This is a genomic window from Dongia sp. P2_B8 (assembly GCF_056404715.1).
This window is the reverse complement of record NZ_JBFUDM010000006.1, coordinates 62,639-82,587: the sequence shown is the minus strand read 5'-3', so window position 1 is coordinate 82,587 and position 19,949 is coordinate 62,639. Positions and strand designations below refer to the sequence as shown.

The following is a 19,949-nucleotide window of genomic DNA, read 5'->3' as shown; positions in this document are numbered from 1 at the left end:
GGGAGAGGGTGGCGAGCAAAGCGAGCGGGTGAGGGGGATCTTTCAACGAGACCGCTCTATCCACCCCCTCACCCCGACCCTCTCCCGCAAGGGGAGAGGGAGATGAGTTCGCTCGGGCATAGTCTTCCTGATATTGCCCACTAAATCACATCCCCTCCCCCCTTGAGGGGGAGGGTCAGGGAGGGGGGTATCTATCCGCCTACTCGATGGAGCGGCGACTGAAACGCACCACACCCCCCGCCCGCGCGTTCCGCGCGACCTCCCCCTCAAGGGGGGAGGCGAGTTGGAGAAGACCGCCCGCTCTCCGTCATGCCCGGGCTTGACCCGGGCATCAGTTTGTAACTGAAGAGCTGAGTCCAGCCGCACTTGATCCCCGGCCAATCTCGATTCAAAAAGTGAGCCCGGGGATGATGGGCCTCTCTAAACCTACGCCCGGAAAATCTTCCCCGGGTTCATCCGGTTATCGGGATCCAGCGTCGCCTTCAGCTGGCGCATCACCGCGACCGCCGAGCCATGCTCAGCTTCCAGGAACCCGATCTTGCCGAACCCGATACCGTGTTCACCGGTGCAGGTGCCGCCCATGCTGATCGCACGGTGCGCCAACCGGTCGGTCAGCGCCTGGGCGCGTGCTGCTTCTTCCGGGTCATCCGGGTTGAGGATGATACAGAGATGAAAATTGCCGTCGCCGACATGGCCCACGAGCGGTGTCAGCAGGCCGGAGGCGGCGACATCGGCCTTGGTTTCCAGGATGCAATCGGCGAGGCGCGAGATCGGCACGCAGACGTCGGTCGGCCAGCCTTTGGCGCCGGGGCGAAGGGCGAGACCGGCGTAGAAGGCATCGTGCCGCGCCTGCCACATCTTGCTGCGGTCCTCGGCTTTCGAGGTCCAGCTGAAATCGCTCATGCCGAAATCGGCACCGATCTCCTTGGCCATGGCCGATTGTTCGGCGACACCGGCCTCGGTGCCGTGAAATTCAAAGAACAGGGTCGGCCGCACCGGGAAGTCGAGCTTCGAATATTTGTTGATGGCGTCGATCTGCACCTCATCGAGGAGCTCGATGCGCGCCACCGGGATACCGCTCTGGATGATGCGGATGACCGTGTTCACCGCCGATCCGATATCGGGGAAGTTGGCGACCGCTGCCGCCATCGCTTCCGGGACGCCGTAAAGACGCAGGCGAATCTCGGTGATGATGCCGAGCGTGCCTTCGGAACCCACGAACAACCGGGTGAGATCATAGCCCGCTGCCGACTTCCGCGACCGGCCACCGGTCTGGATGATGCGGCCATCGGCCAGCACCACGGTGAGGCCGAGCACATTCTCGCGCATGGTGCCATAGCGCACCGCATTGGTGCCAGACGCCCGCGTCGCCGTCATGCCGCCGATGGTGGCGTCGGCGCCTGGATCGATCGGGAAGAACAGGCCCTGATCCTTGATATAGGCGTTGAGTTGCTTCCTGGTGACGCCAGCCTGGACCTTGACGTCGAGATCGTCGGAATTGACCTCGAGCACCTTGTTCATGCGGCCCATATCGATGCTGATGCCACCGTCCAGGGCCGCGACATGGCCTTCCAGCGACGTGCCGACACCGAAGGGAATGACCGGCGCGCCATATTCGGCTGCGACCTTGGCGATGGCGGAGACTTCCTCGGTCGTGTGCGGGAACACCACGACATCGGGCGCATGTGCCTCGTGATAGGATTCGTCATGCCCGTGGCGCTCGCGGATGCCGGCATTGGTGCTGACCTGGTCGGGCTGCAGGATGGCCTGCAAGGCTTCGACCAGCCCCGGCACATTGAGGTTGCGTTGCGGTCGGGCAGGCAGGGCAGCACTCATGGGTCGGTTCCTAACATCGCGGTCGGTTCAGCGGCTATTCTGGCGACCCCTCACCCCGACCCTCTCCCCGCAAGCGGGGCGAGGGAGTTCCGAGCGAGTTTGCTGCGTAGCCCCTCGCCCCTCTGGGGAGAGGGGTTGGGGTGAGGGGCCTTCGGATCGCCGACTAACTATCTAAACCCTACCATAGCCCCCACCGCCCGGCGTCTCGACAAGAAAGACATCGCCCGGTGACATTTCGGCGCCATCGGTGCCTTTCAGCAACTCGACCCTACCATCCGTGCGGATGACCGAATTGCGCCCCAATTGGCCTTCACCGCCACCCTTCAAGCCATAGGGCGCCACCACGCGGTGGCCGGACAGCATGCCGGCGGTCATCTGTTCCAGGAACCGCACCCGGCGCACCACCCCGTCGCCGCCACGATGCTGGCCTTTGCCGCCACTCCCCCGGCGGATGTGGAAATCCTCAAGGAGTACCGGAAAGCGGAATTCCAGCACCTCGGGATCCGTGAGGCGCGAATTGGTCATATGGGTTTGGACGGCATCGGTCCCATCGAAATCCGGTCCGGCACCGGACCCGCCTGCGATGGTCTCGTAATATTGATGGCGGTCATTGCCGAAGGTGAAATTGTTCATCGTGCCCTGCGCCGCCGCCATGACACCCATGGCGCCATAGAGCGCATCGGTGATGCATTGCGAGGTCTCGACATTGCCGGCGACCACCGCCGCCGGATATTTGGGCTTCAGCATCGACCCGTCCGGGATGACGATGTCGAGCGGCTCCAGGCAGCCTTGGTTCATCGGGATCTCGTCATCGATGAGCGTGCGGAAGACATAGAGCACGGCTGCCTTCGCAACCGCCGAAGGGGCATTGAAATTGGTCGGCAACTGCGCCGAGGTGCCGGTGAAGTCGATCTTCGCGCGGCGCGCCGCACGATCGACTGTGACCGAAACCTTGATCACCGCGCCATCATCCATGTCATAGGCAAAGCTGCCATCGGACAGGCGATCGAGCACACGGCGCACCTGCTCGGCGGCATTGGCCTTCACATGCCCCATATAGGCTTGCACCACGGGCAGCGTGAACTGCCCCACCATGCGGTGGAGCTCCTGCACGCCCTTTTCATTGGCGGCGATCTGGGCACCGAGATCGGCGATATTCTGGTCCGGGTTGCGTGCCGGATATTTGCCGGACGCCAGCAGCCGGCGCATCTCGGCTTCCAGCAGGATGCCGCGATCGACCAGTTTCACATTGTCGATGAGGACACCTTCCTCCTCGACCGTGCGGCTATAGGGTGGCATGGAGCCCGGCGTCAGGCCACCGATATCGGCATGATGGCCGCGGGAGGCCACGTAGAAGATGATGTTCTTCCCGGTCTCGTCGAACACGGGCGTCACCACCGTGATGTCGGGCAGATGCGTGCCGCCATTGTAGGGCGCGTTCAGCACATAGACGTCACCTGGTCGCATGTCGGTGCCGGTCGCTGTCTTGTGGGCGCGGATGACGCTCTCGACACTCTCGCCCATTGATCCCAGATGCACCGGCATATGTGGCGCGTTGGCGATGAGATGGCCTTGCCCGTCGAAAAGCGCGCAGGAGAAATCGAGGCGTTCCTTGATGTTCACCGAATGGCTGGTCTTTTCCAAGGTCGAACCCATCTGTTCGGCGATCGACATGAACAGATTGTTGAAGATCTCCAGCATCACCGGATCGACCGAGGTGCCGACGGCATGGGTCCGCACCGCGACGATGTAGCGCTCCATGACGAGATGGCCGCGATCGTTGAGGATGGCGCGCCAGCCGGGCTCGACGACATTGGTCGAGATCGGCTCCAGGATGATGGCCGGTCCGTCGATCTGTTGGCCGGGGCGTAAGGCCGCGCGATCATAGACGGGTGCTGTCAGCTGCTTGCCTTGCGCCCAGAACGGCACGTTGGCCAGCGGCTCGGCTTCCCTGTCACTCGCCGGCAGCAGCGGATCCTCGACCTGCTCGGTCTTGCCGATGGCCTCGACCGAGATCGAATCGACGATCAGCTTCTTGTGCGGCACGATGAAGCCATAGCGCTGGCGATGCGATTCCTCGAAGCCGGCCTGGATCTCCGCCGCCGTCCCGAAATCGGTGATGAGCGAGGCGTCGGTGCCGGCATATTTGAGATGCACCTGGCGCAGGATCTGGATCTTGTCGGCAGCGATACCCTGGGCCGCGATCTCCTTGCTGGCCGTGTCCAGCATGACATCGAGTTCTTTGGCGAGTGCTGCGGTCATCTCCTGATCCAGCGGCGCCTCGATCGTCTTGTGGCGGATGGCGCGCATGTCGGCCAATCCCATGCCATAAGCGGAAAGCACGCCGGCCAGCGGATGCAGGAAGATGCGCGTCATGCCCAGCGCGTCCGCCACCCGGCAGGCATGCTGCCCGCCGGCGCCGCCGAAACAGGCCAACGCATATTTGCTGACATCATAGCCACGCTGGATCGAGATTTCCTTGATCGCATTGGCCATGTTGGCGATGGCGATGTCGAGGAAGCCTTCGGCGACATCTTCCGCCCGGCGCTCCTTGCCAATCGCTTTGGAAATTTCATCGGCGAGGGCGGTGAATTTCGCCACCACGATGTCGCGGTCGAGTGGTGCGTCGCCCTTCGGTCCGAACACTTTCGGGAAGAAGTCCGGATTGAGCCTCCCCATCATCACATTGCAATCGGTGACGGCGAGCGGCCCATTGCGGCGATAGCTCGCGGGGCCAGGATTGGCGCCGGCGGAATCGGGGCCGACGCGAAAGCGGCTCCCGTCGAAATGCAGGATCGATCCACCGCCTGCCGCCACCGTATGGATCAGCATCATGGGTGCGCGCATGCGGACACCGGCCACCTGCGCCTCATAGGTCCGCTCGAACTGGCCGTTATAGTGGGAGACGTCGGTCGACGTGCCACCCATGTCGAAGCCGATGATCTTGTCGAACCCCGCCTGCCGCGCGGTTTCGACCGCGCCCACGATGCCGCCCGCCGGCCCAGAGAGGATGCTGTCCTTGCCCTGGAAATTGCCCGCATCGGTCAGGCCGCCATTCGACTGCATGAACATGAGGCGTGTGCTCTTGTTGCCGATCTCGCGCGCCACTTGGTCGACATAGCGCCGCAGGATCGGTGAGAGATAGGCATCGACCACCGTGGTATCGCCCCGGCTCACCAGCTTCATCAGCGGCGAAACCTCGTGGCTAACCGAGATCTGGGTGAAGCCGATCTCGCGCGCCAGATCGCGCAGAGCCGCTTCATGGGCCTGATAGCGGAACCCATGCATCAGCAGGATGGCGATGGCGCGGTAGCCTTTGTCATAGGACGCCTGGAAGTCGGTGCGCGCCTTGGCAAGATCGAGTGGCGCCAGCACCGCGCCATGCGTGTCGACGCGTTCGTCGATCTCGATCACATCCCGGTGCAGCAGTTCGGGCAACTCGATCTTGCGCGCAAAGATCTTGGGCCGGTTCTGATAGGCGATGCGGAGCGCGTCCTTGAAGCCTTTCGTAACCGCCAGCACCACCGCTTCGCCCTTGCGCTCAAGGAGCGCGTTGGTGGCCACCGTCGTCCCCATCTTGATGGCGCCCACACTCACCGGCAGCGCATCGTCGGCGCCAAGGCTCAATATGGCGCGGATGCCGGCCATGGCGGCATCGCGGTAGCGTTCCGGATTTTCGGAGAGCAGCTTATGGGTGATGAGTTTGCCATCCGGTGCCTTCGCCACGATGTCGGTGAAGGTGCCGCCGCGATCGATCCAGAATTGCCAGGTGTTCATAACACTCTTTGCCTATTCCTCATTTTGTCATCCCCCGCGAAGGCGGGGGATCCACGAGTTTCTTCCTTCAGCCTGAGAGAAACTCGTGGATGGTCCGCCTTCGCGGACCATGACACAAAAAAACTACCGAGTTACCAACTCCGTCGATCGCTTTGATAGCACGCGGCAGCCCGTCTCCGTCACCACCACCGTCTGCCCTGACGTCATGGCGAGACCCCGCTCCGAATCGAAAATGATGAGATGGATGAAGAACACTTGGTTGGGTGCCGCCAGCACCGGATTGCCGTGATAGAGCATCGGCCAATCCATCCAGTTAGGCGCATAGGTGGTGCCGAGGCTATAGCCAGTCGCGTTCATGCGGTGCTTCTCGTAGCCAGCCGCGTCGAGCACGCGGGCATGGGCATCGAACGCCTCGCCAACCGGCCGGCCGGGCTTCAGCGCAGCCTTGCTGGCCTCCAGCGCATCCACCGCGACCTTGTGCATCTCAACCTGGCGCGGCGGCACCTTGCCCACCGGGATCGTGCGCATGAGTGCGGAGTGGTAGTGCCGGAACACGCCGGCGAATTCGAGAGTCAGCTGGTCGTCGGCATCGAGCACGCGGCGCCCGGAGTGATAGCGGCACAGCAGCGCCTCGGGGCCGGAGCCGATGATGAATTCGTTGGCCGGATCGTCGCCATCGTTGCGGATGATGATGCTTTGCATGGCGGCGAGGATCTCCGCCTCCGACACGCCCGGCGCGGTCAGGCGGTGCGCTTCATCGAGGGCGAGGTCGGCGAGATGTGCCGCCTTCTCGACATAGGCGATCTCGCTTGCCGACTTCACCAGCCGTTGCTGCGAGATGAGATCGCTGGCATCGACCAGGGTCGCAAAGCCGTCGAAGGCCGCCTGCAACCGCATGCCATTGCGCGCCGTGAGGCCGTAGGATTCCCATTCGACGCCGAGCTTCTTGCCCGCAAGACCCCAGTCTTTCAGCATGTTCCTGAGCTCGGTCGCGGGGCTTGCCTCCGGTCCATCGACCCAGATGCGGATATCGGCGATGTCGGAGGTAAGCTGCGCCTGCCGGAGATCCGGTGCGCGGGTCAGCAGGAACTGCCGCCCGTCGGCGCCCAGGTAATAGCATTGGAAGAACACGTAGCCGAAGGTGTCGTAGCCGGTGAGGTAGAACATGCTCTCCTGCCGGAAGATCAGGATGCCGTCGAGGCCGCGCGATGCCAGGGCGGCCAGGGTGACCTTGCGGCGGGCGGCAAATTCGTCGCGGGTGAAGTGGAGGGGCATGGATATCTCCGGCTGGAAAAGGTGAGGGGCCGAGGAGAGCATGGTCCACCCCCGGCCACAAAGGAGAAGTGACATTTATTCTACATTGTAGAATAAAGAGGTCATGAAACGGGTCAAAATCCAGTCCGTGGGACGGGCAGATGCCATATTGGAGGCCCTTTTCCAGGGTCCCATCGAAGGGTTGTCTTTACAAGCTGTCGCCGACAGCACCGGCCTTCATCCGGTGACCACCCTGACCCTGCTCCAGACCCTGGTCGCCTTGCGCCTGGCCGAGCAGGTGGAGCCTCGCGGCCGTTACCGGCTGGGGACCCGGCTCCTGCAGCTTGGCCGCAAGGTCGAGGCCAGGCTCGACGTCATCACCCTCGCGCGCCCCTCGCTCATCCGTCTCTGCCAGCAGACCGGGGAGATGGTCAACCTGCTGGTCCCCTCGATCACCTCGATGATTGTGGCCGAAAGCATGAAGGGCAATGTCGTGCTGAAGGCGACCGCCCTCAAAGGGCGTGACCTCCCCATGCATGGCACAGCCTCGGGCAAGTGCTTTCTCGCCTTCTCGACCATCGATGTGCGGGCGGCGATTTTCGAGACGCTCAACCTCACCAAGATGACCAGCCGCACGATCAGCGATTTGAAGCGGCTGGAGAAGGATCTCACTCGGATCCGCGCCCAGGGCTATGCGACAGAGGAAGATGAGTTCACGCCGGATACGGTGGCGATCGCCGTTCCGATCCAGGATTCCATGTACCGCATCCAGGCAACGTTAAGCGTGCATGGTCCATCGCAACGGATCAGTGCGACCCGCAAGCCTGCCTTGCTGCAGGCCCTGCAAAACGAGGCGCGGCGGATTGAGAAGCTGTTGCTTTAGAGAAGCTTCGCCGGGAATCCGGGTGCGCGGAGTTCGGTCTTCAAGGCGTCTTCCAGCAGCTTCACGATCATCGGCGATTCCGCCTTGCCGCCATAGACCGCCTTGGCCTGGACATAGGTCTGGTTGGTGATCGAGGCAAGGTCCAGGGGTACGCCGAATTCACGGCCGAAACCGAGGGCAAAGCCAAGATCCTTCAAGGCGAGATCCATCGAAAAGCCGATATCGTAGCTGCCGTTCAGGATGAGCTGGCCTTCGGTTTCATGAACGAAGGAATTGCCGGAACTGGCCGCGATGGCGTGATAGGCTTGTGCCAGATCCAGGCCGCCGCGCTTGGCCAGCATCAGAGCCTCGCCGACGGCTTTCAGATGGATGAAGGCCAGCATATTGGTGATCACCTTGATCACCGCCGCCGAGCCCAACGGGCCCATATGGAAGATCTTACTGCCCATGGCCTTCAAGGCGGGCTGGTGGGTGTCGAACAGATCCTTGTCGCCGCCGGCAAGGATGGTGACGTCGCCGGCTGCCGCCAAATGCACGCCGCCGGTCACCGGCGATTCCATCGTGCGGACACCTTGTTGGGCGGCGAGCTCGGAAAAGCGCAGGATTTCGTCGCGACCCAACGTCCCCATCTCGATCCAATGGGAACCTTCTTCCATGCCGGAGAGGATGCCGTCCTTGTCGGCCAGGACTTCCTGCGTGGCGCCGGGGCTGGGCAGGCAGGTGATGACGGTATCCACCTGTTCGGCCACACTACGCGGGCAATCGGCCCATGTGGCACCGAGGTCGAGGAGGGGCTTGGCCGATTCGCGCCGCAGATCGTGGACGATGAGGGGGAAGCCGCCGCGCTGCAAACAGGCGGCAAGGTGCGTGCCGATATGGCCGAGACCGATGAACCCGTAACGCATGATGCCTCCCCGGTTGGTTTCTATTGGATAACCTTGTTGGTCATCTCCAGATGCAGATTGCTGCCAGTATAAGGGTGGGCGCGGGCCACGTCCTCATCGAGTTCGACGCCCAATCCCGGCTCGGTCGGCGGGATGACATAGCCTGCCTCCCACTGCACCGGCTTCTTGATGATTTTCCCATGGAAACCGCCCCAGGTTTCGATGCTTTCCAGGATCAGGAAATTCGGGCTGCAGGCGGCAAGATGCACGTTGGCCATGCCGATGACCGGTCCGGCGTAAAGATGCGGGGCGATCTGGGCGTAATAGCTTTCCGCCATGCTGGTGATCTTCTTGGCTTCCAAAAGGCCGCCCACGCGCCCGACCTGCATCTGCAGGATCGAGGCCGCGCGGTTTTCCAGCACGCGCGCGAATTCGTATTTGGTCACCAGCCGCTCGCCGGTGGCGATGGGAATGGTGGTGCCGCGGGCAACGAGTGCCATGTCCTCGGGCTTTTCCGGCGGGGTCGGTTCCTCGAACCAGAGCGGCTGGTATTTCTCCAGCCGCTGGGCAAAACGGATGGCGCCTGCCGTGGTGAACTGTCCGTGGGTGCCGAAAAGAAGATCGGCCTTCGAGCCCACAGCCTCGCGGATGAGCCGGCAGAACTTCTCGCAGAGATCCATGGATTCCAGCGAGGGCTGACGTGGATCGAAAGGCGAATAGGGGGCGGCCGGATCGAATTTGATGCCGGTGAAGCCCATCTTCACATAATGTGCGGCACGTTCCGCCGAGGCTTCCGCATTCCAATAGATGCTGCTGTCCTGGCCCTTCGCGGTATCGGGATAGATATAGGTGTAGGAGCGCAGGCGCTCATGCACCTTGCCGCCCAGGAGTTCATAGACCGGCTTCCCCGTTGCCTTGCCCTTGATGTCCCACAACGCGATTTCGATCGCGGACAAGACGCTCATCGCGGTGACGTCGGGGCGCAGCGTGTAGCCGGAGCCATAGACCAGCCGCCACAGCTTCTCGATATGGAACGGGTCCATGCCCTCGACATAGCGCTGATAGATATCCTCGATCGCCGCCACCATCACCTTCGGCCCGAAGGCGGTGCCATAGACTTCGCCCACACCTTCGATCCCGTCATCGGTGACCAGCTTCACGAAGATGAAATATTGGCCACCGAAAGAGGGCGGCGGATTGCCGACGACGAATGTCTTGAGACCAGCGATTTTCATGATGCCCAGGGGGTAGGGGTTATGGCTTACCCATTAGAAGCTGAGAGCAGTATCGACTGTCAATCTGCGCCATGGATTGTGGCAGTGCAGCGTTGACGATTTGCCAAAAAAGAACCGCGCCAATGCCGAATATTCATAGCCGAGCGTCCCTGGGCGCGGTCTAAATAGGCGGCTTGCATGCGGAGCTCTCATGGAAACGGATTTCATCATCATCGGCGGCGGGTCGGCCGGCTGTGTCCTCGCCAACCGGCTGACGGCGGATGGCCGCCACAAGGTATTGCTGATCGAGGCGGGGCCAAGCGACCGGCGCTTTGATATCGATGTGCCGGTGGGCTATGCGCGTACCTTTTTCGACCCACGGGTCAATTGGATGTTCGACAGCGCGCCGGTGCCGTCGCTGAATGACCGCGTGATCTATTACCCGCGCGGCAAGGTGCTGGGCGGGTCTGGTTCGATCAACGCCATGGTCTTTGCGCGCGGGCAGGCCGCAGATTTCAACGATTGGGAAGCCGCCGGCAACAAGGGCTGGGGCTGGTCCGACGTGCTGCCCTTCTACCGCGCGATGGAAGATCATGATCTGGGCAACAGCGACCTCCATGGCGCTGGCGGCCCGATGCATGTGACGCAGATGGGGCGCGATGCGCATCCGATCTGCGAGACCTTCTTCAGGGCGTCGGAAGAACTGGGCTTCCGGCATCTCTCTGATCTCAACGGTGCCCAGGCAGAAGGTGTCGGCCACTACCAGATCAACACCAAGAGCGGCCAGCGCCATTCCTCGGCCAAGGCCTATCTGCGGCCGGCGCTGAAGCGATCTAATCTCACCGTGCTGACCGGTGCCCATGTGCTGAAGCTGACGATCGAGGGCAGCCGTGTCGTGGGGTTGCGTTGTCGCCGCGAGGGTGCCGAGGTGGAGATCCGTGCCAGGCGCGAGGTGATCTTGAGCGCTGGCGCCATCGGGTCGCCGCAGCTGTTGCTGCTCTCCGGCATCGGGCCTGCGGAGGAATTGCGGGCACTCGGGATCGAGGTCAAGCACGATGCCCCCGCGGTCGGCCGCAACCTGCAGGATCATATCTGCTATGATCATTTCTTCGAGGCACGGGTGCCGACGCTCAACAGCGAGTTGGGGAATTGGATCGGGCGCATCAAGGCCGGGGCGCAATATGCGCTGCTGCGGCGCGGACCGTTGTCGATGAGCCTCAACCAGGCAGGCGGTTTCGTCCGTTCGTCCAAGGACCGGGCGCGGCCCAACATCCAGCTTTATTTCTGCCCGCTCGCCTATGAAAAAGCATCACCTGACAGCCGCGCACTCATCAAGGTTCGGTCCACCCCTTCCTTCTCCTTGAGTGCCTCGCCATGCCGGCCATCAAGCCGTGGCTTTCTGCGTCTGCGGGCGGCGGATGCCCATGTGGCGCCGGAAATCCAGCCCAATCTGCTGAGCACGGCGGAAGACATGGCGGAGATCGTGGAAGCGGCACAATTGATGCGCCGCTATGCCACCACAAAGGCGCTGGGCGGGATCATCCGCAGCGAGACCAAGCCAGGCCCAGCGACGCAATCGGTGGATGAGCTCGCCGCCTATGTGCGGGAATCGGCCTACTCGATCTTTCATCCTTCCGGCACCTGCCGCATGGGGCCGGGCGCGCAGGATTCCGTGGTTGACCTACGGCTCCGCGTTCATGGCGTGAGCGGCCTGCGTGTCATTGATGCCTCGATCTTCCCCACCATCCCCTCGGCCAACACGAATGCCCCGGCCATGATGGTGGCAGAGAAGGGGGCGGCGTTTATTTTGGGGGAGGAGAATACCGGCTAGCGCCTTTGAATAAATTTACCTCCCCCCTTGAGGGGGAGGTCGCGCGGCAGCGCGGGAGGGGGGTGTTGGTTCATTTCAGTCTCGCGGTTACCAAATGGTGGTGAGATACCCCCCTCCCTGGCCCTCCCCCTCAAGGGGGGAGGGAAATAAAAACAGGGCGGCCTTCTGCGCTGATCCGTCGCGGTGATGGCTGCGCCGAAGCTGGCAATCGTGGCGGGGGCTGGTTATGGTTTAGGCCTTGTCATCGCAGGCGGGCACCTTCTGACACCATGAGCGTTTGGGGAAAAATCATCGGCGGAGCGGCTGGCTTCTTCGCGCTGGGCGGGCCTTTGGGCGCGCTCTTGGGCGCGTTGGCCGGCCATGCCATCGACAAGCAGCTGGAAGAAGAGGCGCTGCCGGCAACACCCGATGACCGGCGGGCGACGCGCGAGATCGCCTTCACCATCGCGGTCATTGCCTTGGGCGCCAAGATGGCCAAGGCCGACGGCACGGTCAGCCGGGCCGAGGTCGCGGCCTTCAAGCAGGTCTTCAAGATTCCGGCCGACGAGATCAACAATGTGGCGCGGGTGTTCGACCAGGCAAAGCGCGATGTCGCTGGATTCGATGCCTATGCACGGCAATTGGCCAGCATGTTCGACGAACGCCACCCGGTGCTTGAGGAATTGATCGACGGTCTCTTTCACATCGCCCGGGCCGATGGCGAGGTGCATGAGGCGGAAATCGCCTTCATTCACGATGTGGCCCGGATTTTCGGCTTTTCGGATGCCGATTTCGTCCGGATGCGCGAGGTCAATGTCGGGCCCGATCACGCCGACCCCTATACCATTCTCGGCGTGCGGCGCGAGCAGACCGACGAGGAGATCCGCACCAGCTGGCGGCGCCTGATGCGGGAAAACCACCCCGACAAATTGATGGCCCAGGGCCTGCCCGCCGAGTTCGTGGCGCTGGCCAATGAGAAGGTGGCCACCCTCAACGCCGCCTATGACAGGATTGCCAAGGAACGCGGCATCAAGTAGGTCAGCCCTCTATTGTCGTGACCTTTTGAATTGGCCAGAAATGCCCCCCGCACCGCCCCTTATCGCCTTGCGTGACGCCGCCATCACTTTTGGCGGCAAGCCGCTCTTTTCCGGCATCACGCTCACCCTGGGAAAAGGCGAGCGGGTGGCGCTGGTTGGCGCCAATGGGTCGGGTAAATCGACCATTCTCAAGGCCTTGGCGGGGACGATCGACCTCGATGGCGGTACCCGCTTCCTGCAGCCGGGGACGCGCATCGGCTATTTGTCACAAAGCCCGGAGCTCTCGGCCGGTGGCAGCGTCGCGAAATTCGTGACTGCGGCCCTGCCCGGGGCGGATGAAGACGATTACCGCATCGCCCGGGTGCTGGATCATCTCGACCTCGACCCGGCGCGCGATATTGCGACCCTGTCGGGTGGCGAGGGGCGAAGGGCTGCCATGGCGCGCGCCTTGGTGGCAGAGCCGGAAATCCTGTTGCTGGACGAGCCCACCAACCATCTCGATCTTCCCACGATCGAATGGCTGGAACAGGAGCTGGCGGCCTTTCCCGGCGGCATCCTGATGATCAGCCATGACCGAACATTCTTGAATGCTCTTTCCAAGCGCGTGCTGTGGCTGGACCGCGGCCGCATGTTCGAGATGGACGGCAATTTCGCCGGTTTCGAGGAATGGTCCGGCAATATCGCAGCACAAGAGGCGGCAGAATCGCGGCGGCTGGAAAAGAAGATCGAGCAGGAAGAATATTGGATGGCGCGCGGCGTCACCGCACGGCGATCGCGCAATGAAGGCCGCCGCCGTGGACTGATGGCCTTGCGCAAGGAGCGTGCCGAGGCCTTGCGTGCCATTGGCCGCGCCAAGCTGGAACTGGGCGAGGCGGTGCAGGGCGGCCAGGTGGTGATCGAGGCCGAGAAGATCTCGAAGACCTTCACGCGGCCGGACGGTACGGTGCGGCCCATCGTCAACAGCTTCTCGACGCGCATTCAGCGCGGCGACCGTATCGGCGTTATCGGCCCAAATGGTGCCGGCAAGACGACGCTCATCAAGATACTCACCGGCAACCTCGCCCCCGATGGCGGCAAGTTGAAGCTCGGCACCAATGTGACGCCGCTTTATCTCGACCAGCGGCGGGAAAGCTTCGATCTCGACAAGACCTTGTGGCAAACGCTGGCGTCAGGGGGCGGCGATTCCATCGTGGCGCAAGGCCGCTCGCGCCATGTGGTGGCTTACCTGCGCGACTTCCTGTTCGACGAGAAGCAGGCGACCATGCCGGTACGCGCCTTGTCGGGCGGCGAGCGAGCACGGTTGCTGCTCGCCAAACTGTTCGCCCAGCCCGCCAATCTCATCATCCTCGATGAGCCGACCAACGATCTCGACATGGATACGCTGGATCTGCTGCAGGATGTGCTGGGTGATTTCGACGGGACCGTGATCGTGGTGAGCCATGACCGCGATTTCCTCGACCGGCTCGCCACCTCGATCGTCGCTGTCGAAGGCGATGGCGTGGTCGAGGAATATCCCGGCGGCTATTCCGACTATCTCGACCAGCGCAAGGATGCCGAGCGCCATGCGGTGCAGGCGAAACCGGTAGCAAAAGCGGCGGCACCTCGGGTAGCGGTGACGGCGGAGACGCCGCGCTGGTCGTCGAAGGACCAGCGGGCGCTCGACCAAGTGGCCGACCGCATGACGACCTTGGAAGCCGAGGTGAAGACCATCGAGGCAGCCTTGGCCGATCCCAATCTCTATGCCCGCGACCCGGCCAAGTTTGAAAAGGCCAGTGCCCTGCTGGCCCAGAAGCAGGCCGATCTGGAAACGGCGGAACTGCGCTGGCTGGAGCTAGAGGAACGGCGCAGCGAATTGAGCGCCTAGAGCGAATATTTCTTAGGTATTTTAATATTTTAACCAGGTACCCGCGCACCGAAGGCGCGCTCCTGCCGGGGTTTTTCCGCGACCTTTCCTGATCTGTGAAGCCGTTCACAGCCCCCGGATCCAGTGCCGGCTATCTCCTCTTCAGAAGAAACATGCAGATCACATCGATCTTTTGTTTCGACCTCAAGCAACGTCCAGGAGATAGATGAAATGCCCTTCGGTAAATTCCTTAACGGTGGCGCCGGCAACGACACTCTCACCGGCACGGGTCTCGATGACACGATTTTCGGCAATGGCGGCGACGACAAGCTGAATGGCGGCGCCGGCATCGACGGCCTGTTCGGCGGCCAGGGTAATGACATCCTGAACGGCGGCCTCGGCGCCGACGGCATGACCGGCGGCGATGGCGACGACACCTATTTCCTCGACGATGCCGACGACGTAATCGTCGAAGCCTTCAACGGCGGCAACGACACCGTCATCATCAATGCAAATGCGGTCGAGAGCTTCGGCTTCACACTGTCCGAATCACTCAACCTCGAAAATTTGGTTCTAACGGGTACGCGGGCCGCCGAGATCGTCGGTTCGAGTGTCGCCAATAAACTTACCGGCAATGCCGGGAAAAACTTCATCGAAGGTCTTGGCGGCGACGATATCATCGACGGTGGCGCCGGCGCGGACATTTTGCGTGGCGGCGCCGGCAACGATACCTACATCATCGACAAGTTCGACACTGTCGACGAAGGGACGAATACGGATAGCGGTGACAAGATTGTTGCCAGCTTCGAGGTGTCGCTGGCGAATTTCGTCGGCATCGAGAATCTGACCATCACCGGGAGCGCCATCAAGGCGACCGGTAACAGCGCCAACAATTTCATCGAAGGCAACAACGCCGCCAATATCATCGATGGCGCCGAGGGCGTCGATACGATGAAGGGTGGCCTCGGCAATGACACCTACTTCGTCGACAAGACGGCTGACACGGTGATTGAGGATAGTAAGGGCGGCATAGATACCGTCATCTCAAGCACGCTCGCCTATACACTTGCCGACAATGTCGAAAACCTGGTGCTGAAGGACGGGGCTGCGTTCGGCAACGGCAATGCAGGCAAGAACGTCATTACCGGCAGCGATTCCGATAATTTCCTCGATGGCAAAGGCGGTGCCGACACGCTGATCGGCGGCAAGGGGAACGATGCCTATTTTGTCGACGACAAGCTGGATATCGTCACCGAGAAGGCCGGATTGCTTGAAGGCACCGAGGATACGGTGCTGGCCCAGGGTATCGACTACAAGCTCGGCGCCAATCTGGAAAATCTCACTTTGTTCGGCGGCGGCAATCACAACGCCACCGGCAATGCGGCGGATAACGACATTACCGGCGACGAGGGCAACAACATCATCGACGGTGGCTTGGGCAATGATGTGATGGAGGGTGGCGCTGGCAACGACACCTATTTCGTCAACAGCCTCCAGGACGTCATCAAGGAAACCGGTGGCGGCGGCAGTGACACGGTCGTCCTGGACCTGAATATGTTCAACAAGATCGTCACGGGCATTCTCATCGATCTGTTCAAGACCGAGGTGGAGAATATCACGCTGACCGGCAGCCGGAATTTCGATCTGTTTGGCGACGATCTGGATAACGGGTTCATCGGCAATAGCGGCAAAAACGTGCTGTCGGGCGGGAATGGCGATGATTATCTCGATGGCAAGGGCGGAATCGACAAACTGATCGGCGGGTCGGGCAGCGATACCTATGTGCTCGACAATAAGGGCGACATCGTCGAGGAAATCAGCAAGAACCCCGGCGATATCGACGATATCATTGCCTCGTTCGATGTCTCGCTGCTGGACTATAGCGGAATTGAGAATCTGGAAATCACCGGCAGCGCCGTCAAGGCAACGGGCAATGCCAGTGCCAATCTCATCTATGGCAATGACAAGGCCAATATCATCGATGGCGGCGCCGGTGCCGATACGATGTTGGGCGGGTTCGGCAACGATATCTATCTTGTCGATGATCAGGATGACTTCGTTATCGAGGGCGCCGCGCGCGGTATCGATCTGGTCAAGTCGTCAGCCAACTTCACGCTGAGCAGCAATATCGAGAATCTGACGCTGACCGGCGACAAGGCTGTCGTCGGCCTCGGCAACGAGCTCGCCAATATCATCATCGGCAATGATCTCGACAACCGGCTGAACGGATTGGCAGGCGCCGATCACATGTCGGGTGGCAAGGGTGTCGATCTCTACGTCGTCGACGATGCCAAGGATATCGTGACGGAACTTGTCAACCAGGGAAACCATGACAAGATCGTCGCGACCATCGCCGGCTTCACCGGCAAGTACACGCTGGCGGCAAATGTCGAGGATCTCGAGTTTACGACGACTGCCAGCGGTATTGTTGAACTTGTCGGCAATGCGGCCGACAATTCCATCAGGGGTCAAGGCGGCACCTCCTACAGGATCAGTGGCGGCACCGGCAACGACGTGCTGATCGGCGGCGACCAGAACGATATTCTCGATGGGGGCACCGGCGCCGATCTCATGGTCGGCGGGTTTGCGGGCGATTTCTATGTCATCGACAGCAAGCTGGATGCCATCATCGAGGGTGCCGATCAGGGCATCGATTCATTGACAAGCTCGATCGACATCGACCTCAACAATGTCAACTATCTGCATGTCGAGAATGCCACGCTGACCGGTGCGACGGCGAAGCTGCTGACGGGCACGAATGAAGAAAACGTACTCACCGGCAACGCCGCCGCCAACATCATCGACGGCAAGGATGGCAACGACACATTGAACGGCAATGCGGGCAACGACAGCCTGGCAGGCGGCTTTGGCGACGACATTCTCAATGGCGGGAGTGGCGCCGACAAGATGACGGGCAATGACGGTAGCGACACCTATTTTGTCGACAATAAAGGCGATGTGATCGTGGAGGCTTTCAACGACGGCGTGGACCGCGTGGTGACGACGGTCGATTTCTCGCTGAAGGATCTCCTCAATGTCGAGGACGTGCTGTTGCAGGGGTCAGCGCTGAAGGGCACCGGCAACGATCTTGCCAACACCATCCTCGGCAACAATCTCAACAATACCCTGGATGGCGGTGGCGGTATCGATCAGCTGGTCGGTGAAAGCGGCAACGATATTCTGATCGGTGGTGCTGGCGACGATTTCCTGTTCGGCGGGCTCGGCAATGACACGATGACCGGCGGCACCGGTTCCGACATCTTTGCCCTGACCGGCGGTCTTCAGGGGCGCGACGTTATCAAGGATTTCGATCGCACGACCGATTTCTTGGACTTCCTCGATCTGTTCGACAGTGACGGCGACGGCGACACCGATCTTGCCGATCTGCTGGCGACGGTGAAAAGCACGGTCGATCATGGGCTCGGGAAGGATGTGGTCATCACCTTCAACGATGGCGATCAACTGACCCTCGCCGGTGTCGGCACGGGGACCATCAACAGTCTGGATGATCTCGCCGACCCGAGCCATTTGATCACAGCCGTCTGATGGGCCTTGGGCCCGACTCTCTCGTCCAAAAACAAAACGCCCGCACCGGTGAAGGTGCGGGCGTTGCTGCAAACGGCGAACCGCAGCTTAGATCGCGGCGGTCATCATGATCTCGACCTTCCATTTCGGGTCGGCGAGCTTGGCTTCGACGGTGGCGCGGGCCGGGGCTTCGCCCTTCACGACCCATTCCTTCCAGGCCTTGTTCATGTCCTGGAAGGTCGAAATGTCCGAGAGCCAGATGTTGGTCTTGATGATCTTGGTCTTGTCGGTGCCGGCTTCCTTCAGCAGGGCATCGATCTGGCCCAGGATATTCTTGGTCTGCTCGTAAACCGAGGCCGACACCGGGTCTTCCGCCACCTGGCCGGCCAGATAGACGATATTGTTGTGGATGACGGCATCAGAGATGACCGACGGATCGCCCAGACGCTTCAGTGACATGTTGACCTCTAATATATTGAAAAAGATGGAAAATGATGGGCCGTAAGCCGGATTTCCGACGCCCAGCCGGCTGGCCCGGGCGGCGCATTATGCAGATAGGGCGGTTTGGCGCAAAGGGGGCAGCAGATAATGTGGCCCTAATGTGCGGGGCGGGCCATTCCCCCTGTTGCATTCCCGGCCTTCAGCGGCTAAAAGGCCCCCGCAACCGCCTCCATACGTCCCCATCGTCTAGAGGCCTAGGACACCACCCTTTCACGGTGAAGACACGGGTTCGACTCCCGTTGGGGACGCCAAGCTTTGCCAGGCGCATTGCGCGCAGGCTGCCGCAGTTGCCCCACTATATATCTGTCGCGGCGATCCCCCGGCGTGTCATATGCCGGCGTGTTATGTGCCGGCGTGCCAATGTCGGGCCGGTCGGATCGGCGTTCCGTGGCAGCCCTGAAAGATGCTATGTGATGCGGGGGCATCATCGGCAGGCGTGAAGAGCGATCAATGACCGCGCGGGTCATCATCATCGGCAAGTCGGGACAATTGGCACAGGCTCTGCTGGGGGCGCAGGCCCTGGCTGCCGCCGTGCCGCCAGCTGAGGCGGCCATGACCGGTCTCAGCTTGACATTCCTGGGCCGTGCTGACCTGCCATCGCAGGATCCGCAGGCGTTGCGGGAAACCCTTGCCCACCATCGCCCCGACATCGTGATCAATGCGGCGGCCTTCTCCGCGGTCGATCTCGCTGAGCAGCAGCCATATGCGGCGGCGGCACTCAACACGGCGTTGCCCATGCTGCTGGCGGCCTATTGCCAGGAGAGCCGGATCCCCTTCATCCATGTGTCGAGCGACTATGTTTTCGACGGCGGCAAGGGCGCACCCTATCTCGAATCCGACCCGCTCTTACCGATCAATGCCTATGGCCGGTCGAAGGCCGCGGCGGATGAAGGGGTCATGACCATCATGCCGGCGGCAGCGATCGTCCGGACGTCCTGGGTCTTTGGCCTGGCCGGTGCCAGCTTTCCGCAGAAGATCATCGCGGCGGGGCGCAAGAACCAGGCCGTGAAGGTGGTCAATGACCAGATCGGCCGCCCGACCTTTGCCGGCGATCTGGCGCAGGTGGTGCTGCAGGTCGCGGCGCGCGCCCTTGCGCGGCATCCGGACGGCAGTGGCGTCGTCAACTTTGCCAATAGCGGTATCGCCAGCTGGCACGACGTCGCCCGGATCGTGATCGATGCCGTCAATGCCCATGACCGGAGCGCCATCACCCTGACGCCCATTTCTGCCGGCGATCTCAATTTGCCGGCGCGGCGGCCGGCTTATTCGGTGCTGGATACGGCGCTTTACGAAAGGCGCTTTGCGACGCAGCCACGACCGTGGGATCAGGCCTTGCGGGAGATTCTCCCCGCCCTGATGATGTGATTGGGGACCGCTGGAAGACC

General features: G+C 61.7%; 12 protein-coding genes and 1 tRNA gene. 7 read left to right on the top strand and 6 right to left on the bottom strand.

The genetic code is table 11. The features are described from left to right. Positions 1-426: 426 nt before the first annotated feature. From AC1DWZ_RS17185 to AC1DWZ_RS17175, 3 genes are all read right to left on the bottom strand, one after another. Positions 427-1,836, bottom strand: coding sequence for an FAD-binding oxidoreductase (locus tag AC1DWZ_RS17185; RefSeq protein WP_477170153.1), 1,410 nt, complete (start codon positions 1,834-1,836; stop codon positions 427-429). Positions 1,837-2,007: 171 nt separating this feature from the next. Then, positions 2,008-5,613, bottom strand: a complete 3,606-nt coding sequence (locus AC1DWZ_RS17180) for a hydantoinase B/oxoprolinase family protein (RefSeq protein ID WP_477170152.1) — start codon at positions 5,611-5,613, stop codon at positions 2,008-2,010. 123 nt (positions 5,614-5,736) lie between these two features. Next, positions 5,737-6,888, bottom strand: a complete 1,152-nt coding sequence (locus AC1DWZ_RS17175; RefSeq protein ID WP_477170151.1) for a M24 family metallopeptidase — start codon at positions 6,886-6,888, stop codon at positions 5,737-5,739. 103 nt (positions 6,889-6,991) lie between these two features. Here AC1DWZ_RS17175 and AC1DWZ_RS17170 point away from each other — a divergent pair, with 103 nt between their 5' ends. Beyond that, positions 6,992-7,750, top strand: a complete 759-nt coding sequence (locus AC1DWZ_RS17170; RefSeq protein ID WP_477170150.1) for an IclR family transcriptional regulator — start codon at positions 6,992-6,994, stop codon at positions 7,748-7,750. Here AC1DWZ_RS17170 and AC1DWZ_RS17165 read toward each other — a convergent pair. Then, positions 7,747-8,655, bottom strand: coding sequence for an NAD(P)-dependent oxidoreductase (locus tag AC1DWZ_RS17165; RefSeq protein WP_477170149.1), 909 nt, complete (start codon positions 8,653-8,655; stop codon positions 7,747-7,749). The two genes, AC1DWZ_RS17170 and AC1DWZ_RS17165, sit on opposite strands and share 4 nt — an antisense overlap. A gap of 20 nt (positions 8,656-8,675) precedes the next feature. Next, entirely contained in the window at positions 8,676-9,869 is a 1,194-nt protein-coding gene (locus AC1DWZ_RS17160; protein ID WP_477170148.1) for a mandelate racemase/muconate lactonizing enzyme family protein, read from the bottom strand. A gap of 190 nt (positions 9,870-10,059) precedes the next feature. Between AC1DWZ_RS17160 and AC1DWZ_RS17155 the strand changes: the two genes are divergently transcribed. The 4 genes from AC1DWZ_RS17155 (at position 10,060) to AC1DWZ_RS17140 (ending at position 18,084) form a co-directional block, all read left to right on the top strand. Continuing rightward, positions 10,060-11,679: a GMC family oxidoreductase gene (locus AC1DWZ_RS17155; protein WP_477170147.1), complete on the top strand. Its 1,620-nt coding sequence runs from the start codon at positions 10,060-10,062 to the stop codon at positions 11,677-11,679. Positions 11,680-11,948: 269 nt separating this feature from the next. Further along, a complete protein-coding gene (locus AC1DWZ_RS17150) occupies positions 11,949-12,695 on the top strand; it encodes a TerB family tellurite resistance protein (protein WP_477170146.1) in 747 nt (248 codons plus the stop codon). Between the two features lie 40 nt (positions 12,696-12,735). After that, positions 12,736-14,559, top strand: coding sequence for an ABC-F family ATP-binding cassette domain-containing protein (locus AC1DWZ_RS17145; RefSeq protein ID WP_477170145.1), 1,824 nt, complete (start codon positions 12,736-12,738; stop codon positions 14,557-14,559). Positions 14,560-14,769: 210 nt separating this feature from the next. After that, a complete protein-coding gene (locus tag AC1DWZ_RS17140; protein ID WP_477170144.1) occupies positions 14,770-18,084 on the top strand; it encodes a beta strand repeat-containing protein in 3,315 nt (1,104 codons plus the stop codon). Positions 18,085-18,171: 87 nt separating this feature from the next. Here the strand turns inward: AC1DWZ_RS17140 and AC1DWZ_RS17135 are convergent, their stop codons facing one another. After that, positions 18,172-18,522, bottom strand: a complete 351-nt coding sequence (locus tag AC1DWZ_RS17135; RefSeq protein WP_298681968.1) for a RidA family protein — start codon at positions 18,520-18,522, stop codon at positions 18,172-18,174. 217 nt (positions 18,523-18,739) lie between these two features. Between AC1DWZ_RS17135 and AC1DWZ_RS17130 the strand changes: the two genes are divergently transcribed. Next, positions 18,740-18,815, top strand: a tRNA-Glu gene (locus AC1DWZ_RS17130). 199 nt (positions 18,816-19,014) lie between these two features. Beyond that, complete coding sequence (gene rfbD / locus AC1DWZ_RS17125; protein ID WP_477170143.1) at positions 19,015-19,929, top strand: dTDP-4-dehydrorhamnose reductase; 915 nt, start codon at positions 19,015-19,017, stop codon at positions 19,927-19,929. Positions 19,930-19,949: the final 20 nt, after the last annotated feature.